Source organism: Cryobacterium sp. PH31-O1, from assembly GCF_030063455.1.
Classification (GTDB): domain Bacteria; phylum Actinomycetota; class Actinomycetes; order Actinomycetales; family Microbacteriaceae; genus Cryobacterium.
The window spans coordinates 718,678-744,940 of record NZ_JASITB010000001.1 but is presented as its reverse complement, the minus strand read 5'-3'; the positions used below and the strand labels follow the sequence as shown (position 1 = coordinate 744,940).

The 26,263-nt window shown below is 61.9% G+C and carries 24 protein-coding genes and 1 tRNA gene; 15 read left to right on the top strand and 10 right to left on the bottom strand.

Features of this window, described 5'->3' with window-relative positions; genetic code table 11:
- Nucleotides 1-75: 75 nt before the first annotated feature.
- From QMK31_RS03550 to QMK31_RS17280, 4 genes are all read right to left on the bottom strand, one after another.
- Nucleotides 76-903 (bottom strand): transporter substrate-binding domain-containing protein, encoded by an 828-nt coding sequence (locus QMK31_RS03550; RefSeq protein WP_283499542.1) that lies wholly within the window; start codon nucleotides 901-903, stop codon nucleotides 76-78.
- Entirely contained in the window at nucleotides 900-2,756 is a 1,857-nt protein-coding gene (locus QMK31_RS03545) for a hydantoinase B/oxoprolinase family protein (protein ID WP_283499541.1), read from the bottom strand. The genes QMK31_RS03550 and QMK31_RS03545 overlap by 4 nt, the downstream gene beginning before the upstream one ends.
- A gap of 3 nt (nucleotides 2,757-2,759) precedes the next feature.
- The gene (locus QMK31_RS03540) at nucleotides 2,760-4,844 is read right to left on the bottom strand and encodes a hydantoinase/oxoprolinase family protein (RefSeq protein WP_283499540.1); all 2,085 of its coding nucleotides are present in this window, start codon (nucleotides 4,842-4,844) and stop codon (nucleotides 2,760-2,762) included.
- Nucleotides 4,845-4,994: 150 nt separating this feature from the next.
- Nucleotides 4,995-5,411 carry an acyl-CoA thioesterase gene (locus tag QMK31_RS17280; RefSeq protein WP_502852359.1) on the bottom strand — a complete coding sequence of 139 codons (417 nt, stop codon included), beginning with the start codon at nucleotides 5,409-5,411 and terminating at the stop codon, nucleotides 4,995-4,997.
- A gap of 171 nt (nucleotides 5,412-5,582) precedes the next feature.
- Between QMK31_RS17280 and QMK31_RS03535 the strand changes: the two genes are divergently transcribed.
- The 4 genes from QMK31_RS03535 (at nucleotide 5,583) to QMK31_RS03520 (ending at nucleotide 8,734) form a co-directional block, all read left to right on the top strand.
- Complete coding sequence (locus tag QMK31_RS03535) at nucleotides 5,583-6,410, top strand: transporter substrate-binding domain-containing protein (protein WP_283499539.1); 828 nt, start codon at nucleotides 5,583-5,585, stop codon at nucleotides 6,408-6,410.
- A gap of 71 nt (nucleotides 6,411-6,481) precedes the next feature.
- Entirely contained in the window at nucleotides 6,482-7,132 is a 651-nt protein-coding gene (locus QMK31_RS03530) for an amino acid ABC transporter permease (RefSeq protein WP_283499538.1), read from the top strand.
- A gap of 3 nt (nucleotides 7,133-7,135) precedes the next feature.
- Nucleotides 7,136-7,900, top strand: coding sequence for an amino acid ABC transporter ATP-binding protein (locus QMK31_RS03525; protein ID WP_283499537.1), 765 nt, complete (start codon nucleotides 7,136-7,138; stop codon nucleotides 7,898-7,900).
- A gap of 57 nt (nucleotides 7,901-7,957) precedes the next feature.
- Nucleotides 7,958-8,734 carry an enoyl-CoA hydratase/isomerase family protein gene (locus QMK31_RS03520; RefSeq protein ID WP_283499536.1) on the top strand — a complete coding sequence of 259 codons (777 nt, stop codon included), beginning with the start codon at nucleotides 7,958-7,960 and terminating at the stop codon, nucleotides 8,732-8,734.
- A 39-nt stretch (nucleotides 8,735-8,773) separates the two neighbouring features.
- Here QMK31_RS03520 and QMK31_RS03515 read toward each other — a convergent pair whose 3' ends face one another.
- Nucleotides 8,774-9,223, bottom strand: coding sequence for a GNAT family N-acetyltransferase (locus tag QMK31_RS03515; RefSeq protein ID WP_283499535.1), 450 nt, complete (start codon nucleotides 9,221-9,223; stop codon nucleotides 8,774-8,776).
- A 98-nt stretch (nucleotides 9,224-9,321) separates the two neighbouring features.
- Between QMK31_RS03515 and QMK31_RS03510 the strand changes: the two genes are divergently transcribed.
- The 9 genes from QMK31_RS03510 to QMK31_RS03470 all read left to right on the top strand — a co-directional run bounded on the left by QMK31_RS03510 (nucleotide 9,322) and on the right by QMK31_RS03470 (nucleotide 19,960).
- On the top strand, nucleotides 9,322-10,989 hold the full coding sequence (locus tag QMK31_RS03510; protein WP_283499534.1) for an AMP-binding protein: 1,668 nt from the start codon (nucleotides 9,322-9,324) through the stop codon (nucleotides 10,987-10,989).
- A gap of 69 nt (nucleotides 10,990-11,058) precedes the next feature.
- On the top strand, nucleotides 11,059-11,796 hold the full coding sequence (locus QMK31_RS03505; protein ID WP_283499533.1) for a TetR/AcrR family transcriptional regulator: 738 nt from the start codon (nucleotides 11,059-11,061) through the stop codon (nucleotides 11,794-11,796).
- A gap of 23 nt (nucleotides 11,797-11,819) precedes the next feature.
- Nucleotides 11,820-13,049 (top strand): acetyl-CoA C-acetyltransferase, encoded by a 1,230-nt coding sequence (locus QMK31_RS03500; protein ID WP_283499532.1) that lies wholly within the window; start codon nucleotides 11,820-11,822, stop codon nucleotides 13,047-13,049.
- Between the two features lie 49 nt (nucleotides 13,050-13,098).
- Nucleotides 13,099-13,860 (top strand): SDR family oxidoreductase, encoded by a 762-nt coding sequence (locus QMK31_RS03495; protein WP_283499531.1) that lies wholly within the window; start codon nucleotides 13,099-13,101, stop codon nucleotides 13,858-13,860.
- Nucleotides 13,853-14,344, top strand: coding sequence for a MaoC family dehydratase (locus QMK31_RS03490; protein ID WP_283499530.1), 492 nt, complete (start codon nucleotides 13,853-13,855; stop codon nucleotides 14,342-14,344). The genes QMK31_RS03495 and QMK31_RS03490 overlap by 8 nt, the downstream gene beginning before the upstream one ends.
- 156 nt (nucleotides 14,345-14,500) lie before the next feature.
- Nucleotides 14,501-15,064 carry a dihydrofolate reductase family protein gene (locus QMK31_RS03485; RefSeq protein WP_283499529.1) on the top strand — a complete coding sequence of 188 codons (564 nt, stop codon included), beginning with the start codon at nucleotides 14,501-14,503 and terminating at the stop codon, nucleotides 15,062-15,064.
- A 175-nt stretch (nucleotides 15,065-15,239) separates the two neighbouring features.
- The gene (locus QMK31_RS03480; RefSeq protein ID WP_283499528.1) at nucleotides 15,240-15,824 is read left to right on the top strand and encodes a dienelactone hydrolase family protein; all 585 of its coding nucleotides are present in this window, start codon (nucleotides 15,240-15,242) and stop codon (nucleotides 15,822-15,824) included.
- A 424-nt stretch (nucleotides 15,825-16,248) separates the two neighbouring features.
- Nucleotides 16,249-19,053, top strand: coding sequence for a hybrid sensor histidine kinase/response regulator (locus QMK31_RS03475; protein WP_283499527.1), 2,805 nt, complete (start codon nucleotides 16,249-16,251; stop codon nucleotides 19,051-19,053).
- A 4-nt stretch (nucleotides 19,054-19,057) separates the two neighbouring features.
- Nucleotides 19,058-19,960, top strand: a complete 903-nt coding sequence (locus QMK31_RS03470; RefSeq protein WP_283499526.1) for a response regulator — start codon at nucleotides 19,058-19,060, stop codon at nucleotides 19,958-19,960.
- On the opposite strand, the gene QMK31_RS03465 is transcribed toward QMK31_RS03470, so the two are convergent.
- The 4 genes from QMK31_RS03465 to QMK31_RS03450 all read right to left on the bottom strand — a co-directional run bounded on the left by QMK31_RS03465 (nucleotide 19,957) and on the right by QMK31_RS03450 (nucleotide 23,506).
- Complete coding sequence (locus tag QMK31_RS03465) at nucleotides 19,957-20,682, bottom strand: TetR/AcrR family transcriptional regulator (RefSeq protein ID WP_283499525.1); 726 nt, start codon at nucleotides 20,680-20,682, stop codon at nucleotides 19,957-19,959. The two genes, QMK31_RS03470 and QMK31_RS03465, sit on opposite strands and share 4 nt — an antisense overlap.
- A gap of 22 nt (nucleotides 20,683-20,704) precedes the next feature.
- Nucleotides 20,705-21,997, bottom strand: coding sequence for an ABC transporter permease (locus QMK31_RS03460; protein ID WP_283499524.1), 1,293 nt, complete (start codon nucleotides 21,995-21,997; stop codon nucleotides 20,705-20,707).
- Nucleotides 21,994-22,731: an ABC transporter ATP-binding protein gene (locus QMK31_RS03455; protein WP_283499523.1), complete on the bottom strand. Its 738-nt coding sequence runs from the start codon at nucleotides 22,729-22,731 to the stop codon at nucleotides 21,994-21,996. Before QMK31_RS03455 ends, QMK31_RS03460 begins: the two co-directional genes overlap by 4 nt.
- A gap of 124 nt (nucleotides 22,732-22,855) precedes the next feature.
- Nucleotides 22,856-23,506 (bottom strand): MBL fold metallo-hydrolase, encoded by a 651-nt coding sequence (locus QMK31_RS03450; RefSeq protein ID WP_283499522.1) that lies wholly within the window; start codon nucleotides 23,504-23,506, stop codon nucleotides 22,856-22,858.
- Nucleotides 23,507-23,669: 163 nt separating this feature from the next.
- Here QMK31_RS03450 and QMK31_RS03445 point away from each other — a divergent pair.
- Nucleotides 23,670-23,742, top strand: a tRNA-Glu gene (locus tag QMK31_RS03445).
- A gap of 44 nt (nucleotides 23,743-23,786) precedes the next feature.
- Here the strand turns inward: QMK31_RS03445 and QMK31_RS03440 are convergent.
- On the bottom strand, nucleotides 23,787-24,932 hold the full coding sequence (locus QMK31_RS03440; protein ID WP_283499521.1) for a methyltransferase: 1,146 nt from the start codon (nucleotides 24,930-24,932) through the stop codon (nucleotides 23,787-23,789).
- A gap of 272 nt (nucleotides 24,933-25,204) precedes the next feature.
- On the opposite strand from QMK31_RS03440, the gene QMK31_RS03435 reads away from it, so the two are divergent.
- Nucleotides 25,205-26,230: a TerC family protein gene (locus QMK31_RS03435; RefSeq protein ID WP_283499520.1), complete on the top strand. Its 1,026-nt coding sequence runs from the start codon at nucleotides 25,205-25,207 to the stop codon at nucleotides 26,228-26,230.
- Nucleotides 26,231-26,263: the final 33 nt, after the last annotated feature.

The window sequence follows — 26,263 nt, the reverse complement described above, 5'->3', positions numbered from 1 at the left end:
GATGTGCGTCCTTTTCTGTCGTCCTCGGGGTTTGCGGGGTGGGCCGTACGGGGCACGGCCCACCGGTAGCTGCAGTTAGCTAATGTCTTCGCCGAACCATTCCATGCTGATCTTCGTGTACGTGCCATCGTCGTGGATGGCCTGCAGCGCGGTGTTGATGGCAGCCAGCAGCTCGGGGTTGTCCTTATTTACGGGGATGGCAGCGATGTCCGGCAGCAGTACATCTCCGACGGATTCAACCTTCAGGTCAGCGCTGTTGGCGAGGAACTTTCCGATGAAGCCCTGTGCAATGACCGCATCGACGCGGCCAGCATCCAGGTCGCGCAGTGCATCAACGGTCGCCTGATAGGTGGTAATCTCGCCGACGCCGGTTAACGTGCGTGCGTAGGTTTCGAAGGTGGTGCCGAGCGCCACCCCAAGGTTGGAATCGGCGAGGTCGGTGACGTCGGTGATCGACGAGTCGTCGCGCACGAACAGACTTGCTCCGGTGGAGTAGTAGGGCTCGGTGAAGTTGACCTCTTTGAGGCGTTCCTCGGTGCTCGCCATCGATCCGACGATGGCGTCGAAGCGATTGCTATTCAGACCAGCGATGAGCGTCGTAAAGGCGCCGGTAACCGGTGCTGCTTCCAGATCGAGCTGGTCGGCGATGGCAGTACAGATGTCGACATCGAAACCAACCAGGGTGTTGGTGTCGTCATAGAAGTTGAACGGGCGGTATTCGCCGCTCATGGCACAGATGAACTTACCCTCCTCCACCGTGGTGACGGCCGTTGCTGCCGCAGTGTCGGTCGGCTCAGCCTTATCAACGGCCGCGGAACAAGCGGTAGCGCCCAGGAGCAATCCGGCCGCGATGGTGGTCGCCGCGATGCGGCGAAGAACGGTGAGCGAGTGTTGGGTGTTCATGTGATTGTCCTTCTTTCAAGGTTGTCTGCTGTGACGGATGCGGAAAAAATGGGGGGAGCGGATGGCGTTGTGCGGCTGGAGCGCAGGCTTGCTGTCTGCGACTCATCGACCTGGCCATCGACGGTCAAAATGACGCCGTAGTCAGCCTCGGCCTGCTCCGCGTCGATGTAGCCAAGGTGGCAATCACGCGCAACTCGAGCGGATTCCCGCTTCAACGGGTCACCGTAGCCACCGCCGCCTGGTGCATAGAAGGTAACGGTATCGCCGAACTCCAGATCGAGGGTTGGACCGGCTTGATTGGGCAGAAGGTGTTCTGCGTGAGTGCCCTCGTTGATCACCCACCGGCTCACTCCACCGCTACCGCCGCCGAAGAGCCCGTGAGGGGCATTCACGGAACGCTGCGACGTATGTGAGAATCTCACTGCGTGTCCAAGTGCCTGCCAGGACAAGATGACGCCGAGACCTCCGCGATATTGACCGGGTCCGGCCGAGCCGGGGCGCAATTCCTTGCGCAGGTACCGCACCGGGCCTTCAACCTCTGAACTCTCAATCGAGGTACTTGCCACGTTGGTGATCCAGCCGGGCATACCGGTCAGGCCATCCTTCGTGGCGCGAGCTCCGAGCCCGCCGACGCTTGGGCCAGCGCCGTTGCCCCAGCCTCGGCGACCGGACACATCGCCGCCGTCGGGGTGACTCTCCCGATTGATGGCAGATGCCACGCAGTAGACCATCCCGCAGGAATTGGCAACGACCGCGGCCGGGATAGCTGGTGCGAGAGCCTCGAACACGAGGTCTACGATCTGGTGGGTCACAGCCATTCGCTGGTACACGGCGGCAGGAAACCGGGGGTTCACCAACGAGCCCTCCGGCGCGACGATGTGGACAGGGTTTGACGATCCTTCGTTCTTGGGGATGTCAATGGGGAGCAGGGATAGTAGCCCGAACAGGCTGGCAGAAATGGTGGCCGACATGGGGCAATTAATAGGCCCCGCAACGGATGCGTCGGTGCCGGTGAAATCAAAGGTGATCTCGTCGCCCGCCACGATCACCGCGAGCGCCAGTTTGACGGGGCCACACATACTGCCGTCTTCGAGCAGGGTCGTTTCGGCACAGTATCGACCGTCGGCGACCTGGGCGATGTAACTCCGGGTGCGGCGTTCCGCGTACGCGATCTGGCTGTCGATGGCCTCGTCGATCGCGGCGAGGCCATATTTTTCGACCAAGGCAAGAAAACCGTTTGAGCCCACCTTTGCCCCCGCTACCTGACCGAGGATGTCCCCTCGCTGTTCATAGGGAGAATTTGTGTTGGCCAGAATGAGCTTGAACAGCTGTTCGTCCAGCACGCCTTCATTAAAGAGTTTGATCGGCGGAATGCGCAGGCCCTCTTCGAAGATGGTCGTGTGCCAGCCTTCAGGGTCGTTTCCACCGGAGCCAGCCAGATGGGCGAATATCGTCGAGAATCCGATCAGCTTGCCGCCGAGAAATATCGGGTGGTAAACGATGAAGTCTGAGGTGTGATGCGCTCCAACGCTGCCGCCGACGTAGGGGTCGTTAGTCAGGATGATGTCGCCCGGTTTCATGTCGCTCGCCGGAATGTGTTCCTGCAGCATGGCACGCAGGCACGGGCCCAGGGCGTTGAGGTGAACGGGGATGTTGGCGCCTTCGGCGACGAGCCGGCCGGAGACGTCAAAGATCGACGACGAACAATCCTTACCTTCTTTGAGCAGAAGCGAATAGCTGGTGCGTTCCATGGTGTCGGTCATCTGTTCTGCCAGAGACTCTAGAGCGCTGCGGATGACTTCAACCGTAATGACGTCGAGAGCAAGTGTCGGGGGGACGAGATGTATGGGCATGGGTTAGACGCTCCTTGAAGAGTGGGACGCGGCGAGTGCCGGGGCGAGATCGTAGATCAAGAGACTGCCGTCATCGGCTGGTTCCAGCAGGTTGCCGGGCGGCAGGACGGTGGTGCTTCCAGATTCCTCGATGATCGCTGGGCCAGTGATGGAGTCGCCCTGACGGATGCTCGCGCGAGCGAAGACAGGAACGTCGAGCCAGGTACCGAAGTAAGCGGGCCGCGTGGTCCTAGGCGACGGTGTGACGCCGTCTTCTGCTTGGGCAAGTGCAACGGGACGCGGGCTAAAGGTCTTGCCTATTCCGGTGACGCGCAGATTCACGAGCTCGATCGGATCGGAGCGGGAGGCATGTCCGTATCGGCTCTCGTGGAGGCGATGGAATTCGCTTTCGAGGCTGGCGAGTGTAGTACCGGTGATTGGTCCTGGTGGGCACGGCACGATCAGTTCGAAAGTTTGGCCGAGGTAGCGCAATTCAACGAATCGACGGATCTCGCGGAAGTCCTCCGCCACGTTGTCCTGCTCGAGCTGGAGCGCACAGCCGCGTTCAAGCTGCCCAAATGCGATATTCAGTGCGGCGATGTCGGTCTCACCCAGGCACGTGAGGAATGAGGCGAGAACGTCGTGGCGCTGGTCAGTGAGCAAGAGGCCGAGGGCCGAGCTGTTGCCGGGGTTCTCGGGAATCACGAGCCGAGGTGTGCCCAGTTCGTGAGCCAGCGCGGCGGCAATGAGCCCGCCGGCTCCGCCGAACGCGATGAGCGCCATGTCTCGGGGATCGTGGCCACGCGCGATGGTGAGCCGGCGGATGGCGCGAAGCGATGAGGCGGCAGCGAGGGCCATGATTCCGCTTGCCACGGCGGGCATAGACATGCCCAGCGGCTCCGCGACGGTTTCGATCGCGCGCACTGCGGCGTCACGATTGAGAGTGCGACGCCCGCCGAGGAAGGCGTTAGTCCCGAGGTATCCGAGGGCAAGCGCCGCGTCGGTCACAGTGGGGCGAATGCCTCCCTCACTGTAGGCGGCCGGCCCGGGATGCGCGCCGGCACTTTCCGGGCCCACTCGCAAGGCACCACCGTCGTCGACCCAGGCGATCGAACCGCCCCCAGCCCCGATTGGGTCGACTTCGATGGCCGGTTGCTGAACGGGGTGGCCCTGCATCGCATCGCTGGGCACCTCAATGGGCGCGCCGTCCAAAACAAGAGCGACGTCCGTGCTCGTGCCGCCCATGTCGAGAGTGATCACTGCCGATAAATCGAGGTTGCGGGCAATTGCCGCACCAGCGATGACGCCGGCGACGGGACCTGAATTGGTCACGCGGATCGGTTGGCGCCGAGCGGCGTCGAAGGACATCGTTCCGCCGTTGCCTTGCATAGTGAGCAATACTGCATCGATGCCCATATTGCGTAACCGGTCCTCAAGATGGGCGAAGTGCTCGGCGAGCCGTGGTTTTACGAAGGCATCGACGGCGGCCGTGCTGGCTCGCTCGTATTCGCCGATGGTTGGGCTCAGATCGGACGATACCGAGATGTAGGCCTGTGGAAGGTTTTCGCGTACGAGTGCGGCGATTCGTTGCTCGTGAAGATCATTCTTGTACGAGTGCAGAAGGCAGATGGCGACCGATTCGACGCCGCGGTTCGCGAATGCCGCAATGGCCTGGCGCACATCCGCTTCGTTCAGCGGTTCGACAATGCGCCCGCGAAAGTCAATACGCTCGCGCACGCCAAGGCGCAGCTCCCGGGGAATGAGTGGGACAGGCTGTTCCCATTGAACGTTGTAGATGCTGCCGGCCCGGTGCGACCGTGCGAGTTCAAGCACGTCTGTGAATCCAGCTGTGGTGATCAGCCCGCTGACTGTTCCGTCACCCTGGATGATGCGGTTGACCATCACTGTTGTGCCGTAGATCACCGTCGACACCTGAGAAGGGCTGACGCCCGCCGTGGCAAGAACGCGCTCGATGCCGTTGAGCACTCCGATGACGGGGTCCCTCGGCGTCGAGGACACTTTGTCCACCCACACGGCCCCGGTGTTCTCATCGAGCAGCACGAGGTCGGTATGCGTGCCGCCCGTGTCTATGCCCACTCTGAAAGTCACAATTGAATCCTTTGTTCGGGCTGAAATGCCGCGGCGTTGACCGCTGAAAGCCATCCCACCAGCGCATGCCCAGCCTTGTCACCTTCCGAACGGAAGGTTCTCGCTAACCGTCTCTGGACAAATGTCCAGTGTGTCCAAAGGATGAATGCGCTATTCCGAGAGGGATTCCAGCCAGCGACGTTCCGGGATCGTGAGAGGGCGGGATCGACCAGTTTGCTGATCGACAGCGACCATGACAACGTTCCCGGCGGCATACACACGATCACCCGAGTCTGATGGTGCGTCCTGGACGCGGCAATGCAACGTGAATGACGAGTTCCCAACCCGGGAAACGCGAAGGCTGACAAGCACTGGTTCTGGTCTGTAGTTCAGCGGGGTTGAGTAATCAAGTCCTTGGCTCGCGACCACAATCCCCCCGACGAGCAGGGAAGCTCCATCGCCCGACGTTGGAAACCATCGAGCACGGGCCTCCTCCAGAATTCGGAAGAATTCAACGTTGTTCACATGCCGGTTGGCGTCCATATCTGCCCACCTCAGGTGAACCTCGATGTCGTGTTCTTTTGGCATGGCCGATTCCGTTCTCTGGGGTCTTCGATGTGACGTTCCTGTTTCGGTTCCACCGGAAGCTTGCTATGCAGCGGGGCCCGCATATATTGTAAAACACACAATCGATCGATCGATCGATAATGCGGCTGATCTTATGCCGCCCAGCGGTGCACCACGAAAAGAAGGATTCTTATGACTCACCGTCACCCTCTCTCACGAATGCGTGCCAAGGTCGCTGCTGCGGGCATAGGGGTCATACTCATCGCCGGGGTCAGTGCCTGTTCGGCCTCAGCCGACAACGGCAGCGATGCCACCACGGCAGCATCCGCTTTGACCACCGTGGCGGACGGCAAGTTCACGTGTGCCATGAGCGGTGAGTATCGTCCATTCAACTTCTATGACGACACCAACAAGCTCGTCGGGTTCGATGTAGACATCTGCAATGCCATCGCCGACGAGCTCGACCTCACCGCTGAGCCGGTGACCGGCGCCTTTAATTCGCTCATTGCCGGGCTTAAGGCCGATCGCTACGACGCCGTCGTTGGTTCAATGTCAAGTACCGAAGAGCGCCTGGTCGAAGTCGACTTCACCGAGTCCTACTACGCGACTGGTGCCGAACTCTTCGTTGGTACTGACTCTGATGTCAAGGGCGTGGCGGATCTGAAGGACGCAACCGTGGGCGTCGCGCTCGGCACAACCTTTGAGGAGTACGCACGCACCCTCGGCGGCGTAAGCGAGGTTACGACCTATCAGGCTGATATTGATGCCCTGCGTGATCTCGAAGCTGGACGAGTCGATGCCGTGATCACCCAGGGATTCATGGGTCGCTACCTGGCGAAGAATGCCGACCTGAAGGTGGACGCAGTCGGCGACGTACTGTTCCCCGACGTGGCTGCCATCCCCGTCAACAAGAACAACCCAGAGCTGCTGGCTGCCATCAACGAGGCCCTCGCCACGATGCACGAGGACGGCAGCTACGCCGCCATCAGCATTGATTGGTTCGGCGAAGACATCAGCTAACCACTCGGTGGGCGGCTCGAATCGCTGCGGGACGCCCACCTGTTTCTTCGCCCTACCACCGGGAGTAACACATGGAATTCTTGAACGCCCTGATTACCAGCTGGCCGACTCTGCTCAAAGGCCTGACCGTCACGCTGAGCCTCACTGCCTTGACGCTCGTCTTCTCGGTCGTGCTCGGCGCGATCATCGTCGCTCTCAAGATGAGCAAGATACGCGCGCTATCGGCATTCGCCACGGCCTACCTGGCCATTGTGCGCGGCGTTCCTCTCATTGCCCTCTTGTTTGTTATCTACTTCGGCATCGTTTCGATCGTCAAGGTCGACGCCTTTGCTGCGGCCGCCATCGGGCTGAGCGTGCACAGTTCCGCGTACGTGGCCGAGATCTTTCGATCGGGCATCAATTCCGTCCACAATGGCCAGATTGAAGCTTCCCGTTCGCTCGGGATGAGCCGCGTCGCAACGATGAGCAAGGTTGTCGCACCTCAGGCTCTGCGCGTTGTGGTGCCCGCTCTGGTTAATCAGGCCATTATCTCGCTCAAAGACAGTGCGGTCGCGTCATTCATTACCGTGGATGAGCTCTTCATGAGCGCTCAACGACTCTCCGCGGCGACCTTCCAACCGCTCACCTACTACGCAATCGTCAGCCTCTACTACCTGGCGATCGTCGGTGCAATGACCTACTTCTCCGGTCGCGTCGAGCGCTATTTCGAAAAGCGAGGCTAAACCATGATCAATACCGCGTCCCTCACGACCACCCCCCGCATCACCATTACCGGAGCTGTGAAAAAATTCGGCGATACCGTGGTGCTCGACGGCATCGATCTGCAGGTGCGCTCGGGCGAAGTTGCCGTGCTCATCGGCCCGTCGGGGGCAGGGAAAAGCACACTCCTGCGCTGCATCAACGGGTTGGAGCGCCTCACGGCCGGCACGGTCGACATTGACGGCGTGCGCCTCGAGTATCGCGAAAGCTCGCTTAATCACATGCGTGAGCATGTTGGCATGGTGTTTCAGTCGTTTAATCTTTTTCCGCACCTCACCGCCCTCGAAAATATCACGATGGCACAGACCCGAGTCTCCAAACGCAGCAAAGCGGATGCCCGAGACCGCGGAATGACGCTGCTCGCCCGGGTGGGGCTCGCTGGAAAAGCCGATAGCTATCCGAGTGCGCTGTCGGGTGGGCAGCAGCAACGCGTTGCCATCGCGCGCGCCCTGGCCATGACGCCTAAGCTCATGCTGTTCGACGAACCGACATCGGCTCTGGACCCCGAACTGGTCGGCGAGGTACTGCAGGTTATGCGTGAGCTCGCCGACGAGGGCATGACCATGGTCGTAGTAACCCATGAGATGCGATTTGCCCGCCAAGTCGCCGACCACGTGGTGCTCCTCGCAGATGGCGGCATCGTGGAAGAAGGGCCCCCTGAAAAGGTGCTGGACGCACCCGAATCGGAGCGTGCTCGAAGCTTTCTGAGCCAGATTAGGGCCGATGACTAGTCGGCCGCGGTCTCGTAATTTCATCCTCACCCGCACGACCGACAAGGAGAACCACCAGTGACCGGCACGACTGCTCAGCGCGAGTTCGTCACCCTCACCCAGCAGGACGGCATCGCCGTCCTCCGACTCAATCGCCCCGACCGTTTGAACGCGGCGTCGCCCGAGCTCGTGGCTGACTTCAAAGCTGCGCTCGATCGTGCCATTGGCGACGCGGCGGTCGTCGTGATCGTGACCGGCGAAGGCCGAGCCTTTTGCGCGGGGCACGATCTTAAAGCCGACACATTGACGCCCGAATCGCCAGAGGCACTCAGCCACTTGCACAACGTGCAGAACATTACCCGGGTTCTTCGCAGTGCGTCGGTTATCTCCATTGCCGCTGTGCACGGATATGCCCTCGGGGCCGGTATCGAGTTTGCCCTGAGTTGTGACTTCATCGTTGCCGAAGAGGGCACGATGTTCGGTTTCCCCGAGGTATCCGTGGGGCTGTCCGTGACTGGCGGCATCTCCTACCTGTTACCTCAGGCCATCGGTCTGCCGCGGGCTAAGGAACTGATCCTGCTCGGCGAGAACTTCGGGGCCGAGAGGGCCCTCGAGCTGGGTCTGGTCAACCGAGTCACGCCACCGGGCGAACGGCTCATGGTCGCACACGACCTGGCACAGAGAATTCTTGCGCTACCGCATCACGCGTTGGCACTTGCCAAGGAGTCATTCGAAGTAGCGGTACGCAGTCAGGTCGAGTCCGCCATGGCCGTGGAGATTTCCAACGCGCTTCTCACCGGCGACTCCACCGATGCCGACATGGCCAAGGTGGTCTTCGCTGGCAAGGGTCAGTAATCGGACATGCCGGGCGACGAATATCGCCCGGCATCGGCGTCAGCTGGCCGGTAGCCACCGGTACGTGGTCCAGCCAGACTGGGCCACCGCGCCCAACTTGCGATAGAACCGCTCGGCACCCTCGTTTCCGGCGGAAACATCCCACTCGATCCGACCTGCCGTGCGGGTACGCAGATCGTTCATCAATTCCAGGCCAAGGCCAGCATTGCGATAGCGATCATCTACGAAAAGATCCTCAAGCCAAATTCCACCGGACAGGGCCCACGACGAAAAGGTCGGGTACCACATGGCCAGACCGGCGATGGTCTCTGGAGACTGTGGCATGGAAACGAGGGTCACGGACACGGTCGGAGTTGCTCCGGCCAAGGCCTGCTCAAGTCCATCGGTACTGTCGACAACCGTGGTTACGCCACTCTCTGTCTTGGCATGAGTGCGCAACATCGCTCGGATTGTGCCGAGATCGTCGGGGGTGGCGAGTCGAACAGACATTTTTCCTCTTTCAGCCGCTGGTGTGCTTGGTGGTACTGCAATTGCACCGTAGCATGGAGAGCCTACCGATCGATCGATAGATTGATATTGGAGAACAGATGAAGGACAGCAAGATGAACTTCGGGCAGGCCGATAGCATCCGCAGCAGGACTGTGACCGATGCGCCATCGATCGCGCGGAGCGCCGGTATCGATAATCTCGGGCAGCTCATCCTGCGGGCTGCAGAGCAGTGGCCCCAGCAGACCGCGTGGCGTTTTGATACGACCGCCGAAACGCTGACGTTCAGCCAGGTCGAGCAGGTCACCCGTCACCTGGCCGGCGAAATGGCGGCAGCCGGCATCCGTTCGGGAGATCACGTAGCGGTGCTGGCTCGGAACACCCTGGAATTTCCGGCGGCCTGGCTTGCTCTAGCTCGGCTCGGTGCCGTCATCGTGCCACTGAATGTCAGCTACCGGCTCACTGACGCCAGTCACGTTGTGACGCACGCCCGAGCCGGATTCATTCTGGCCGTAGACGAGTTCCGGCTTCTGGCCAGTGAGGTTGGTGAGCGGTGTACCGCAGTGCACACCGTGCTGTCGCTCAACGAAATGCTCGGGCGGTGGCGTTCCGGTCGTGTGGCTAACCTCGTCACTGACCTCGACCAGGTTGCGCGCGATCACACAGCGAATATTCAATACACCTCGGGAACAACGGGTAAACCGAAGGGCTGTGTGCTGGGACACGACTACTGGCTTGCCATAGCGGAGACAATGCAGCAGGAATTTCCGCACCTCGCGCCCGCCGATGTCATGCTCACCGTGCAGCCGTTCCACTACATCGACCCGCAGTGGAATGTAGTCAGTGCCCTGCTCGCGGGCGCCGAACTCGTCGTTCTCGATCGGTTTCACCCGAGTACGTTTTGGCAGCAGGTGCGGGCCTACGACGTAACCTATTTCTATTGCCTGGGTCTCATGCCGACCCTGCTGCTGAAAATGCCCCTCTCCGCCGATGACCGTAACAACCGTGTACGGGCGATTCAAGCTTCGGCCATTCCCGCCGGACTGCATCGCACGTTGGAGGAGCGTTGGGGTGTGCCGTGGTACGAGGCCTACGGCATGACCGAGACGGGTGCCGACCTATATGTAGGCGAACTGGAACACGACGAACTGGTCGGCAGCGGATGCCTCGGCCGGCCCCGCAGCCACCGTGAGGCTATCGTCGTAAACAGCGCCGGCCAGAGCTGTGCTCCTGGCGAGGTGGGTGCGCTGCTCCTGCGCGGCACCGGGCTCATGCACGGCTACTTCGATGACTCGGCGGCTACAGAGGCGGCATTGGTCGGCGGATGGTTCCATACCGGTGACCTCGCGAGTACTGACCCGGCTGGGCGTTTGTACTATCGCGGACGTACTAAAGACATGATTCGGCGTAGCGGCGAGAATATTTCGGCCATTGAGGTGGAAGAAGTTCTCGGCCTGCACCCGGCGGTTGGCCTCACCGCCGTCGTGCCAGTCGCCGACGAGCTACGCGGCGAAGAAGTACTCGCCTATATTGTTGTCGCCGAGGCGTGGCAGGGTATCCCTTTCCAATCAGATGCGGCGAGCGAGTTCTTCCAAGCTGTGCAGGCTCACTGTGCAGCCGAACTGGCGTATTTCAAAGTGCCGCGCTACTGGAAGTTGACGGATGACCTGCCACGCACCGTATCCGAACGGATCGCTAAGCATGAGCTTGCCCAATCCGGGAGCCTGTCAGGTGCCTGGGATGCCGCGGAGGGACGCTGGAATGACTGAACGACCGCGCCCTACCGAATACAATCGATCGAATGTTCGGACTCTACGTTCGTGTCTGAAGGAGTTGTCTTGCCAAATCCAGGCGTGCCGTCACCGGCCATCAATGAGACGCACCAGCGCATCCTCGAATCCGCCGTGCGCTTGTTCGCCGATCGCGGATTCCATGGCACCGGAATTCGAGACCTCGCCGCGAGTGCTCAACTCTCCACGGCAAGCCTGTACCACTACATGGGCACGAAGGAGCGGCTGCTCTTTCAGATTATGCACGACGCGCTGCAACGCCTTGTCTTGGCCGCGTCGATCATCGAAGCGCAATCGGAGGACGTTCGGGTACGGCTGGACCGTCTTGTGCGCATGCACGTCGTCACTCACGCGCTCAGTCGCGACGCGTCCAACGTCGTCGATAACCAGGTCGGCGCCCTTGACCCGGTCGACCGCTTGGTCATCGTGGAACAGCGCGACGCCTACGAACGCTTCTGGGCGCACGCGATCCGCGACGGTGTCGACGCTGGCTTCTTTCACGTACCCGACCAGAGTTCAGCCCGAATGGCGATCCTTGAGATGTGTTCGGGCGTTGCCCGGTGGTACTCCGCTGGCGGCAAGTACTCGGTCGACGAAATTGCCGACATTCACGTTGACCTCGCTGCGAGCCTGCTGCACGGTGGAGGCACCCGCTTCGATCGGGAGCAGGTCGAGCCGAACCTCGACATCCATGAACTGGTTGAGAGTATCTGGGCCATCCGACTACCAGAACGGGCCAGCGCGGCCGCCGGAAAGACGCCCAAGACTAAACGCGCTGTTCGCTGACCGGTGCGGGCGGGGGAGTGCTCATGTCTGAGCCCGTCATCGTCGCCACCGCGCGCACGCCGATCGGCCGTGCCTTCAAGGGCAGCTTGGCGGCCGAACGCCCCGAAAATCTTGCTGCGGCAGCCATTACGGGCGCACTGGAACAGGTTCCACAGCTGGACCCGCGCGAAATCGAGGACCTCATTGTTGGCTGCGGTGTTCCCGGTGGGATTCAGGGCAGTAATCTGGCCCGGGTCATCGCCGTGCAGCTCGGCTGGGACAGCGTTCCCGGCGTGATCGTGTCGCGATTCTGCGCATCGTCGCTGCAAAGCATCCGCTCGGCCGCCCACGCCATTCGCTCTGGCGAAGGCGATGTTTTTGTTGCCGCGGGCGTCGAATCCATTTCGAGTTTCGAGCAGACGGATGTCGATGGCTTACCTCACGCCCATAGCCCCAATTTTGCCGCCGCTGCAGAACGCAGCAGAGTTCGAGCGAAACTGAGCGCAATATCAGGCAACTCGTGGAGTGACCCGCGTCTCGACGGCGCCATGCCTGACGTCTACATCCAGATGGGGCAGACGGCCGAAAACGTGGCGGCACTGACCGGGATCAGTCGCCTCGATCAGGACAACTACGCCCTGCGCAGCCAGAGCCTCGCGGCAGCTTCGGCTGTCAGCGGATTCTGGGCTGATGAAATCAGTCCGTATCGCCGCGCTGATGGGTCGATCGTGTGGGCAGACGATAGCCCCCGACCATCGACAACGCTCGAAGCCCTGGCCGGGCTGCAACCGGCCTTTCGGGACGGCGGTTCAGTTACGGCTGGTAATAGCTGCCCGCTCAATGATGGGGCTGCCGCCGTCGTGATCATGTCGCACACGCGGGCCCGTGAACTCGGAATTTTACCGTTAGCTCGAGTTCTTGGTACCGGTGTGTCGGCCGTCTCGCCCGAGATTATGGGCACCGGACCGGTTGGGGCAATTTCTCGGCTGCTGGATCGGTTGGGAATGAGCCTGGGTGAGATCGATGAATTCGAGATCAATGAGGCTTTTGCCGTGCAGGTACTCACCAACATTCGAGCCCTGGGGATAGACCCGGCGCGAGTCAACGTCAACGGCGGCAGTCTCGCCGTCGGTCACCCCTATGGCATGACCGGGGCCCGGATCGCCACGACGCTCGTTCACTCCCTGCGCGTACACGACCGGCAATTCGGTATCGAGGCCATGTGCGTTGCCGGTGGCCAAGGCATGGCTCTAGCTCTCGAACGACTGAGCTGATCGGCGTGACCAATCGGGGCGCTGCAACGACCAACAGTGGGGAGAATTAATGAACACAGCAAACAGACGAGTCGCGATAGTGACCGGCGGTGCCCAAGGTATCGGAGCGGGAATCGCACGGCGGCTCGCCGCCGAGGGGATAGCGGTCGCGGTACTCGACCGAAACCTCCTAGCCGCCGAGGAATGCGTGCGCGGCCTGGTAGTTGGGGGAGCGACCGCGGTCGCCGTGGAGGTCGACGTTGCCGACGAGGCATCGGTGACGGCCGCGGTCGCCCGTGTCGCTCAGGAGCTGGGTGCTCCCCAGGTGTTGGTGAACAATGCCGGAGTCCTGCGCGACAACATGCTGTTCAAGATGACCGCCGTCGACTGGGACCTCGTGCTGGGTGTGCACCTGCGCGGAGCCTTTCTAATGTCGCGGGCGGTGCAGAGCCACATGGTCGCAGAGAAATGGGGCCGCATCGTCAATTTGTCGAGTACATCGGCACTCGGCAACCGTGGTCAGGCCAACTACTCTGCCGCCAAGGCCGGCGTGCAGGGATTCACCAAGACTCTGGCCTGGGAACTGGGACCGTTCGGGGTGACGGTCAACGCGGTCGCGCCGGGGTTCATTGCCACCGATATGACCCGCGCTACCGCCGAACGGATGGGGGTGACGTTCGACGAACTCCAGGCCAGCGCGGCGGCCGCCATCGCGGTGCGTCGGGTCGGAACGCCCGACGATGTAGCGGATGCTGTGGCGTTCTTTGTCGGCGAGGGAGCAGGTTTCGTATCGGGTCAGGTTCTCTACGTGGCCGGTGGTCCCCATGGTTGAACCAACTCTCCCGCGGGTGTTCTACGGAGTCGAGGCCATCGCGGCTGCGACTGGGGAGAAACTCGGCCCAACACCCTGGCTCCTGATCTGCCAGGACGATGTGGACACCTTCGCGCGGGTCACTCAGGACTGGCAGCCACTGCACTGCGACCCAGCAGCAGCAGCACTCTCGCCGTGGGGAACTACCATCGCCCACGGTTATCTGACCATGTCGCTGCTTAGCCTTTTTGCCGGTCAACTGTATCGGGTTGACGGCGTCGCTCACATAGTGAACTACGGCATCGACAAGCTGCGCTTTCCAGCCCCCGTTCCGGTCGGCTCGCGGATCCGAGCACGCGCCGTAGTTGGACCGTTCACCACGAAGGGCGACCTGGGGCTGGTCGGCGTCAGCTACGTCGTCGAAGTCGAGGGTGCCTCGAAACCGTGCCTCATTGCCGACACGCTCGTGGGTCTCGTGCCCGACACCGCGTTGGAAATCCCCTAGACCCGCTGCTTCGAGTGAGCCGGGCGCGACGTTTTAAGGTGGCTGAACTTGTGGAGACAGTAGCGGCCATCCCGAAAAAGCGAGCCTGGCGCCACGAGGCATTGCCGTCTGCGGTGTGCGGCGTAGTGTCGAACGCGATACCGAGGAGGATTTCTGATGCGCAAGGTGACCTATTCAATGAGCGTTTCACTGGACGGCTACATAGTCGGGCCGGACGGCACCTTCGACTGGGGGACGCCCGACGCGGAGGTTTTTCGCTTCTGGATCGACGAGATTCGAGAGGTTGGCGTTCATCTGTTGGGACGCCGACTCTACGAGACGATGCTGTATTGGGAGACCGCCGAGCAGCAAACCTCGCTCGACGACGCAGAACTTGAGTGGACCGCGCTGTGGAATCCGCTCCCGAAGGTGGTGTTCTCCACCACGCTGTTCGCGGTCGAGGGCAATGCTCGACTGGTTTCGGGCGGCGTCGCCGAGGAGATCGAACGGTGGCGGGCCAAGCCGGGGCAGGGCGACATCGCCATTGGCGGCGCAACTCTCGCCGCCGAGGCATCCGCTCTGAATCTGATCGATGAGTATCAGCTGATGGTCTACCCGGTGCTGGTCGGCGGCGGCATCCCGTTCTTCCCCCGGCATGAGCGCCGAGCAGATCTTGAACTCGTGGAAACCCGCACGTTCAAGTCGGGAGTCGTCTTCCTCCGGCACCGCGTGGCCCGCTAGAGCCGCGTTCGACGGCGAGACTCACGCCCCCTCCTGCCGATTCTGGTCGCTGTGGCGTGACTCTCGGCAGAAACGGGGCACCTCGATCAGCCGAGCCGGCAGAACGGATGCCTAACGCCGGCTAAGCCGCCGCGTGCTGCGTCTCTGCGCGACTGTGAGCAATGGAGTTCAAATCATGGCCGAAGTTGTTTTGTTCCATCACGCGCTGGGGCTCACGAAGGGCATCATGCAATTCGCTGACGAGCTGCGAGGGGCGGGGCACGTCGTGCACACGCCCGACCTCTTTGACGGGCGAACCTTCGAGACCGTGCACGAGGGCGTGGCTTATGCCGAGCAGATCGGATTCGGTGAAATCATCGAACGCGGCGTGCGAGCGGTCGGGGGACTCCCGGTCGAACTGGTCTATGCCGGATTCTCGCTCGGCGTGCTCCCCGCCCAGATGCTCGCACAGACCCGGGCCGGCGCACACGGTGCCTTGCTGTTCTATTCTTGCGTTCCGGTTTCCGAGTTCGGCTCCGTCTGGCCGGATGGTGTTCCCGTGCAGGTGCACGGTATGGACGCCGACCCGATCTTTGCCGGTGAGGGTGACCTCGACGCTGCCCGCGCGCTCGTCGACTCGACTGCTGGGGCTGAGCTCTTTCTCTATCCCGGAGACCAACATTATTTCGCCGACAGCTCGCTGCCGTCGTACGACGCGGAAGCCGCCGCGCTGCTGCTGCACCGCACGCTGGCGTTCCTGGGATCCACTCAGGGCGGATAGCCGGGACTTTTGTGGTCAATGTGCCGCTCTTTGTTCGTCGGGACGGCCAGTTTGGCCCTTGCAACGCCAGGAGCGATTGGCGTTCTCGTCACGTTCTCGGGTCAGGAACGCCCTCTGCCCGTTCTGCCGACTGCACCGCTTGTTCCGGAACCGTTGCAACCGACCCGGTCCTTGCTGCGGGTTCGGCGCTGCCGCAGCCGAACCCTTTTTTGCGGCCCGCGACCCTCGATCCTGACTACCCCCAAAGAGGGGTGATTCGACGCATTCGTGATGTAGGTTAAAGTGAGGAAAATTTCCACCGGTCAACTCGCGGCAATCCAGCGAGGCGACGTTGCCGACCGAGTGCCTTTTCTGTCTTATCGTGACGCGTCTCTACCACCTGACACTCACTGCGCATCGATTAATCACGAAAGGCGTGTTGGCCATGACACCCCCCAGCCGCAAGAATCATACTCGACCGGTTGAGCCCGTTCGAGGCACCGTTCGGGTCGAAGCGAGTCTCCCCGGCGGTGACAGTTCGATCGCCCAGGCTGCGGTGCTGGCGAAGAACCTTCTGGAACAGACCGTGAGCCTGCAGGATGCCATCTTCAACAGCGCAAATTTTTCGAGTATCGCCACCGACGCGCAAGGTGTCATTCAGATCTTCAACGTGGGAGCAGAGCGGATGCTCGGCTATACCGCCGAGGAGGTCGTCAACAAACTCACGCCAGCCGCCATGCACGACCGTGAAGAGATCATTCTGCGAGCCGCGCAACTCAGCCTGGAATTCGGCACCACCATTCAGCCGGGATTTGAAGCGCTGGTCTTCAAAGCCAGCCGCGGCATCGAAGACATTTATGAACTAACCAAGGTTCGTAAGGACGGCAGCCGCTTTCCGGCGGTCGTGTCGGTCACCGCCCTGCGCAATGCTGACGCCGCCATCATTGGCTACCTGTTGATCGGTACCGACAATACTTCACGCAAACAGGTGGAATTGGCCCAATCGGTGCTTGACCAGCGCCTGCGTGACCAGCAGTTCTACACGCGCTCCCTGATTGAGTCCAACATCGATGCGCTCATGACGACAGACACCATGGGGATCATCTCCGACGTCAACCAGCAAATGGTCGAACTCACCGGACGAACCCGGGACGAACTCATCGGCGCACCCTGCCGCAACTTTTTCACCGACCCGGCTCGCGCCGACAATGCGATCAGACGAGCGCTGGAGGAAAACAGGGTCAACGACTACGAGTTAACGGTTCGCGCGCTGAACGGCGATGAAACGGATGTCTCCTATAACGCGGCAACGTTCTACAACCGTGATCGGGTTGTGCAGGGCGTTTTCGCGTCGGCCCGCGACGTGACCGAACGCAAACGATTTGAACAGGCACTCAAAGAAACCAACATCGAGCTGGAACACGCCAGCCGCATGAAGACTGAGTTTCTGGCGACGATGTCGCACGAATTGCGCACGCCCCTGAACGCGATCATCGGGTTCTCCGAGGCGCTCAAGGACGGTCTCATGGGCGACATGAGCGATTCCCAGCGCGAGTACATCGGAGACATTTTTACTAGCGGACACCACCTGCTCGCCCTCATCAACGACATTCTCGATCTGTCCAAGGTCGAGTCAGGAATGATGGACATCGAGCTAGAGGCAGTGGACGTTCGCTCGCTCCTGGAGCAGAGCCTGCTCATCGTGCGCGATAGCGCGTTATCGCACGGCATCCAACTTCGTTTCACGGGCGCCGACGACCTCGGTGTGCCCATGTTGGACATGCGCAAGACCAAGCAGATTGTTTACAATTTACTCTCGAACGCGGTAAAATTTACGCCCGATCAGGGCCAGGTGACTCTCGTGGCCCGGCGGGTGGCGAGAAATGCCGTGGGAAAGATTGCCGGCACTTGGCCCGTGCACGATTTTGCACTGGTGAAAAGCGACATCACAGATTTTCTTGAAATTCGCGTCGATGACACGGGAATGGGAATCTCGTCCGAAAATATGTCAAAGCTTTTTTTGGCATTCAGTCAGATTGACAGCACACTGGCCCGACGATTCGAAGGGACCGGCCTCGGTCTGTCCACGGTTAAGCAGATGGTGACTCTGCAGGGCGGTACTGTCGCCGTGGCCAGCGCATCGGGAGAGGGATCGAGTTTTGCTGTCTGGCTTCCCCTCGGAAAAACCGACCAGGTGGCGCCCATTTGGTCAGCTTCAGCCACAGAAACGGCGGCAGATGATCCAGAGCCGGTCGTAGCGGTCAACGCTTCCGCCCCCGGCGCCAACAGCCAGCCCAAGCCGCACCCATTCCACCCCGCTGCTGCCGTGCCAACGGCCCCAACCGCATCCGACGGTGACGGGACCCCGCTCAATGCCGAGGTGTACTCGACCAGAACCGTGCAGACGACCAAAGATTCCCTCAGCGCGGCTCATAAATCGAAGCTGCAACAGGGCTACGAGGCGAGGTCTGAAAAGCATGTTGCCCTGGTAATCGAGGACGATGCCAAGGGTGCGGAGGTGCTGCGGCTTCTGCTCGAGGCCGAAGGCTTTCGGGTCATCGTCGCGACCAGCGGTGAGGAGGGCCTGGCTGTTGCTCCGCATCAGCCTCTCAGCCTCATCACTCTCGATATTCGATTGCCGGGAATAGATGGGTGGGGATTTCTGATTCGTCTTCACGAATTCTCGGATCTTGCTGCCGTTCCGATCGTGATCATTGCCGGGGATGCCGACGTGAGTCTGGCCCTCACACATGGCGCTTCAGCGGTGCTGGAGAAGCCGATTAGCCGGGCAGCCCTGCAACATTCACTCAAAATGCTGAGCCTCAGCCCCGATGCGATGCGCACCCGCCGGGTTCTGGTAGCCGACGACGACCCCGAAACCGTCGACGTTATCGCACGGTTTTTGACTCGGCCGGAATATGCTGTCGAACGAGCTTTCACCAAGAATGACGCCATCGAAATGGCGCAACGATTACACCCCGACCTTGTTTTGCTTAACCTCATGATGGAAAACTTCAGCGGCTACCAGGTCGTGCTGGCGCTGCAGTCCGACGAGAGCACCGAACACATTCCCGTGCTGATTGTTACGGGCATGCAGCTCACCCAACAGGAGCTGGCAGCCGTCGACAGCGACCCTAGCCAGCCCGTTCGGGTGATCGGCACGGAAAACTTTAATCGAACGGCGTTCATGGCCGAGGTCAAACGTGCCCTCGCGTCGGGCGACCCGTCGACAGATTCGCTGGGCGGCTGACCCCGTGGCCAGAATTCTGATCATCGAAGACAACCCGATCAATATGAAACTCACTTCGCTTCTGGTACACCGGGCCGGACACTCGACGTTGGGCGCCGCTGACGCCGAGAGTGGTTTGCTCCTGGCACGGGTCGAACTGCCCGACGTGATCCTGATGGACGTTCAGCTGCCCGGAATGGACGGATTCGCCGCCACGACCGTGTTGAAGAATGACCCGGTTACCGCCGAAATTCCCGTGATTGCGGTTACCGCGGGGGCGATGTCGAGAGATCAGAAAAGAGCCCGCGAGGCTGGTTGTGACGCCTACATCACGAAGCCACTGCATTACCAGGAGTTGCAGGACACCATTAACTGGCTCATGCCCCGGGCCGACGACGAGACCCTGTCGGACCAAGCGGGTTCTCGCACCCGGCAGGTGCTGCAGCCCTACCCTTCTGCTCAGCCGGTCGAGCCCGTCCAGGCAACGGCGGATGCGTCACCCGTGCGGGTGAGCCGGGGCACACGCAAAATGCCCGCTGCAACCCGCATTCTCGTAGCCGAGGACAACCCGACAAACCAAAAACTCATCCTGTGGCAGCTGAACCTGTTGGGGTACTCGGCTGACATGACGAAGAACGGGGCGGAGGCGCTGGAGAGTTGGGAAACCGGCGTTTACGATTTGGTGATCACCGACCTGCACATGCCGGAGATGAATGGCTACGAGCTGGCATCCGCTATTCGGGCGGCCGAAGCGCCGGGCACGCGCGTGGCGATTCTGGCGATGACGGCCAGCGCGGTGCGCGGCGATGCTGACCACACTCGTATGGTCGGTATGAACGAGTACCTCATGCGCCCGCTGCGCCTCGGCAAATTGCGGGCAGCCCTGCTGAAATGGCTGCCGTTGGAATCGGACATTGAGCGCGGCTAGAGACCGGGAATGCTCAGCGTGCGGCGCAACAGCTCGATCGTACGGCTCAGCGACTCGGCCACGGTTGGCGTTAGCGTCGGTGTCGGGGACCGGTCAACCGTGCCATCAGCGCCGGCCGGGCGCTCAAAATCGGGAATCCACTGCAGGGCCATAAAACGCACCACGCCCAGCATCGCGTGCGTGAGCAGTTCGGCCTGCCCGTGCCGAAAAGCCAGGGCAGCATCGTTCTCGTCGTCGTTCTGTGAGTCAACGACGGCACCGCGGCCGAGGCGCAAATAGACTAAGTCGGTGATCTCGGAGGTGACCCTGGTCATCCGCTCCATTTGCTCTTGCATGAGTTCGGGGTGCAACGCGAAGATGCGCAGGCGGTCGGTGAACAGCTGCTCGTCCATGCCCGCGCGCGGACCGATCGCGCTCATCAGGGTGAGCACGTCGGGCAGCAGGTCGTCGCCGGGGGCGGCGATGAACTCCCGCGCCCGACCCTCATCGATCGTGGGCGGCGCGGCGCCGATGATGGCGGCCTTCTTGGTCTTGAAATAGTTGAAAAAGGTTCGCTGGGAGATGCCGCTCTGGCTGCAGATCATATCGACGGTGACGTTGTCGAAACCGTGCTCCAGAACGAGGCTGACCGCACTCCGCTCCACGCGCAGGGTCGTTTCGTGTTGCTTGTCTTCGCGCGACTGCGCGCGCACGGTGGTGTTGGGCGTCGGGGAGTCTGTCATGGCCTGGTCCTGGTGCATCGCGCTACTCGTACCGCAGCGACTCGATCGGGTTCTGCTTCGCCGCCCGCTGAGCTGGAAGCGTGCCGGAGAGGAACGCGATCAGCATCACCAAGCCGATGACGAAGGCCACCGACAGCGGCTCGAACAGGAGAATGTTCAATCCCGGCAGCCCGGACAACAGTCCCTGCGACAGCACGGCACTCAGCGCCGAGCCGAGCCCGATGGCCACACCGGCACCGATGGCGCTGCCGAGGAACCCGATGACGATGGCTTCGAGGCTGAACAGGGTGTAGACCTTGCCGCCGCTCATGCCCATCGCCTTCATCAGGCCGATCTCACGGGTGCGTTCCTGCACGCTCATCAGCAGGGTATTGATAATGCCGAATGCCGCTGCGATCAGGGCAATCACGGCGAAGGCGTTGAGCACGCCGACGATGCCGTTGATCACCGTCTGCACGGCGCCGAGCTGATCTTCGATGGTGCTCGCGGAATAGCCCGCGGTGGCGAGGTCCCCCTTGAGCGCGGTCACGGCATCCGCTGACAGGGCGGTGTCGAAGTGAGCCACGGCCACACCGTAGCTTGTGACCGCTGTGTCAATGCCGCCGGACTGCGCGTCGGCCAACTCGGCAATCAGTGCGTCGTTGGCGCCGGCGCCGGCAGCGAGCAGGCTCTCGAGCGAGACGCCGACGACGGTGGCGTCGACCACGTGCCTCTCGCCGAGAATGTCGGTGATGCCGATAGAAACGGATGCCCCCACCGCGTCCTCCGCTGAGGCGAACCCGAGCGGGGCCACAAAGGTGTCTGGCAGCATGAGCTGGGTCTCAGTGGCGCCGCCGTCGAGTTGCGCGCCCGCCGTGAGGTCGGCCGTGGTGACGGCCGAGGTGGCGTTGATGCTGAACTCGTAGGGGGTGCCGGAGTCGTATTCAATGTAGTCGGGCTGCACGGAACGAATCGGATCGACCGAGACGATGCCGGCGGTGTCGCCGATCGTGGCGAGGTCGGCATCCGTCAGCGCCTTGGTCGTCGTGCCTGGCGGGCCTTGCTGGCTCGAAACGGATGCCGAACTGGCCGCATCATACTTGACCGGGCCGTCGCCGGCGGCGGTGGCATCGCTCGCCTGCGTGATGATGAACACGTCGGGGGAGCCGAGGGCGCCCACCTGCGCGTCGACATACTGGCTGACGCCGGCGCCGACCGCGTTGGTCAGGGTGAGGGTGAACGCGCCGACGAAAATGGCCAGCACGGTCAGGGTCGTGCGCAGTTTGCTGCGGAAGGTGTTGGAGATCGCGGTGGCGACGAGGTCTTTGGTTCTCATGCTGCGCCCCCGGCGGTGGTCAGGGTGTGGGCGCCGGTATGGGTCGAGGTGGCGTGCGACACGACGAGTCCGTCGCGGATATAGATCTGGCGATCGCAGCGGGCGGCGAGTTCCTCGTCGTGGGTGACGATGACGAGCGTGATGCCCTGGCTGCGGTTAAGGTCGAACAAGATGTCTTCGACCACGGCGCCGGTGGCCGTGTCGAGGTTGCCGGTGGGTTCGTCGGCGAAGATCACGCGCGGCGCATTGACCAGGGCGCGACCGATGACGACGCGCTGCTTCTGCCCGCCGGAGAGGGTCGTGGCCTTGTTGCCGGCCTTGTCGGCCAGCTCGAGCTGTTCGAGAACCTCCATGCCGCGGCGCCGCCGCTCCTTGCCGCCCATGCCGGCGATCTTCAACGGCAGAATGACGTTGTCGAGCACACTCACGTTGGGGGTGAGGAAGAACTGCTGAAAGACGAAGCCGAACTCCTTGTTGCGCAGTTCGTTGACAGCGCGCTTCGACAGCGACTTGGCGTCTTTGCCGGCGACCTGCAGCGTTCCCTGATCGGGTTGATCAAGCAGGGCGAGCAGGTGCATAAGGGTGGACTTGCCCGAGCCGCTCTTGCCGACGATCGCCACGGTCTCACCGGGCGCGATCTGAACGGACACGCCCTTCAGGGCGTCGAAACGGCTCGCACCCGACCCGTACGATTTCTCCAGGCCTTGCGCATCAATTACCCACTCGGAGTCCATCGGTTTCCCTCGGTTCTGGCGACCTCGGCGGGCCGCGTTTGCAGTAACTGCACTCTAAGATGCAGTTGCTGCAAATTTCCTGAAGGCGAGTCGTTTCTCAGCGGATGCTGCGCAACAGCTCGGCCTACAGGTCGAGACTGTCACCGGGCTCAAGCGCAAAGAACTCGCCGCCACCGTCTTCGGTGACGCTCAGGAACCGCGCGTTGGACAGATCTTTTCCTGCCCTGGAGAGCAGCATCTCGTGGGTCGGAAAGCTGCGCTTGGGCTTCACGGCCAGAATGAAATCCATCGCCTCACTAATTTTCATCCAGGGCGCGGCGGCCGGCACGGCGAGCGTTCCCACCGCAACCCCCTCGGGAATCGTGAAGGCGTCACCGGCGTAGTACAGCTCGTCGTTGACGAGCACCCCGACGTTGTCGATGATCGGGATCGATTCGTGGATGACAGCGTGGGTCGCCCCGAAGAAGCGCAGGGTGAACGGATCGACATCGATCACATCGCCGGCCTGTACCGTCGTGACATCGAGATCGGCGCCGGTCGCGGCTATGGCCGAAGCGACACCGGCCGGTGCGAAGATGCGCAGGTCCGAGTTCGTTTCGACGATGCGTCCCAGTTGTTCGGGCGTCCAGTGATCGGCGTGCTCGTGGGTGATGACCACGGCGACGGCGCCCGCGGTGCCGGTGAGCGCGGATGTGAACGAACCGGGGTCGATGTAGAGCTTCTTGCCCGAGAGCTCAAGGATCAAAGCGGCATGCTCCAGCTTGGTCAGTTTCATGCCCTGAGCTAACCCCGATTCGACTCGTAGCGCAACAGCGTTCGCTTCTTGACGGGCTTTTCTGCGGGGGTCAACGGGGCCGCCCCCACCCGCAGCGACGCGCCGCGGAGGCTCAGTTTGGAACTGCGCTCCTCTCTGTGGCATACTCGGTAAGTTGCAAAACGGCCCCATCGTTTAGCGGCCTAGGACATCGCCCTCTCACGGCGGTAACGCGGGTTCGAATCCCGCTGGGGTCACAAATTCCCGGTGCCTTTCTTTCTAAGGCGCCGGGTTTCTTTGTTTAAGCACTCGACTCACGCGCGGCAAGACGCCAGAGGGAGGTGACCTCGTTCTGGCGCACCGCGTGCAGCGGGTCGCTCGTATCGGTCGAGCGAGAGTGTGCGGCGGGCGCTTCGAGAGCACCGATCACGTGCAGCCCGGCAGCATTGATCAGATTCAACAGGTCGTCGCGGGAGCGCAGCCCGACCAGTTCGGCAAAATCGGAGAGCACGAGCCACACCTCACCATTGGGGTGCAGGTGGGCCAGCACGCCGGCCAGAAACCCCTTGAGCATGCCAGAGCCCGGGTCGTAGACGGCCGCGTCGAGCAGGGAGTGCGCCGTCGCCGGGATCCACGGCGGGTTGCAGACGATCAGATCGGCGCGTCCCTCGGGAAACAGGTCCGTCAGCAGTACTTCTACCCGGGTGTTGAGTTTCAGGCGCGACACTGTTTCGCGAGCGGATGCCACTGCGCGCGGCTCGATATCCGTCGCTACCACCCGCGGCACGCCCCGGGTCGCCAGCACCGCTGCGAGCACCCCGGTGCCGGTGCCGATGTCGAAGGCAACCTTCGGCGTGGCCAGCGGAGCGTTCGCGACCAGGTCAACGTATTCGCTGCGCACCGGAAAGAACGTGCCGTAGTGCGGAAAGACGCTGGCGTTCAAGGCGGCAACGGGGATGCCCCTGGTGCGCCACTGGTGGGCACCGATCGTGCCGACCACCTCGTGCAGCGACACAACGGATGCCTCGGCGATGCTCCCATAGGCGTCGACCGTGGCCGCTACCACGTCGGGCGCCCGCCGCAGCCCGATGATATTGCCGACCTCGAGCGGAATGAGCAGCAGACCGAGGATGCGCGCGCGGTGGGAGCGGTTCTGTCGATACCGGTAGAACAGCTCGGCGGTGGTGCGCTCGGTGCGGTCCGGTCGAGGCCGCGTGCGGTGCTCCAGGGCGGTCAGAATCTGGCGGGCATTCTGAAAGTCGCCCTGCCAGAGCATTGCGACCCCCTGCGAGGCCAGCCGGTAGGCGGCATCCGCGGTAATGGTGTCGTCAACCGGCACGACCCGCTTCGGGGCCGGTGCTCCGTTCGCGGATCGCCAAGGCGCGGTGGCGGGCTGACCTTCGTTCGACCAGTCAATGTACTCCCGCGGGTTGTCGGCGGCCGTCATCGAAACCGGTGCGTAGTCATAGCCCTCAACTATAGGCGGCGGTCGGGCCGGGCGGGGGTGCGCTCCGGGTTGGCACACTGTTAGAATTTTGCAAGCGAAGGGGAGTATCCCTCTGGGCCCGATCGGGTTCTATATCGCGATCGTCAATACGGGCCGCATCGGCGGGGCCCCGGTCGCGGTGGTATCGATTGGTTCCGATTGGGTCCAATCGGTGCGGGAGAGACTTTCGGGTTCTGTACTACCTGACTCCCGTCATCATTTGAAAGGCCCCCGTGGAACTCGCTCTCCCCCTCTGGTTCGAAGTTGGATCACTCGTCGTTCTGACCCTGATTCTGGTCGCCGACCTGCTCATCGTCTACAAGCGTCCGCACGTTCCGAGCATGCGCGAAGCCAGCCTCTGGGTGGCCTTCTACGTCGGCCTGGCCTTGATCTTCGCCCTGCTGATGCTCGTGCTCGGCGACGCCGAACACGCCGGTCAGTTTCTGGCCGGCTGGCTCACCGAGTACAGCCTGTCGATCGACAACCTGTTCGTCTTCGTGATAATCATGGCCCGGTTCTCGGTGCCGCGAAAATACCAGCAAGAAGTGCTGATGGTAGGCATTATTATCGCCCTCGTGCTGCGCGGAATCTTCATTCTGCTCGGCGCCCAGCTGATCGAAAGCTACAGCTGGATCTTCTACATCTTCGGCGCGTTCCTGTTCTACACCGCCGTCAAGCAGGCCTTCTCGTCGGAGGAAGAAACCGAAGACAAGGAAAACGCGGTCATCCGTCTGCTGCGCCGCCGCATTCGTATCTCGTCCGAATTCGACGGCTCCAAGGTGCGCACGCAGATCGACGGCAAGAAGGTCTTCACGCCGATGCTCATCGTGTTCATCGCGATCGGCACCACCGACCTCATCTTCGCGCTCGACTCGATCCCCGCGATCTTCGGCATCACTCAAAGCCCGTTCATCGTGTTCACCGCCAACATCTTCGCCCTCATGGGCCTGCGCCAGCTGTACTTTCTGCTCGGTGGCCTGCTGGAACGCCTCGAATACCTCAAGTACGGCATCGCGGTCATTCTTGGCTTCATCGGCGTGAAGCTTGTGCTGCACGCGATGCACGAAAACGAATTGCCGTTCATCAACGGTGGCGAGCATATTCTGTGGGCGCCGGAGATCGGCACCTGGACTTCGCTCGGCGTAATCATCGGTAGCATGGCCGTGGCCACCGTGGCCAGCCTGATCAAGGCGCGTCACGATGCCAAGAAGCGTGGCCACACGCTGGCCGAGGAGATTTCGGTTGACGCCAAGGAATGACTGATCGAGGCCGGGCGCCGGCGAAGGGGGAGT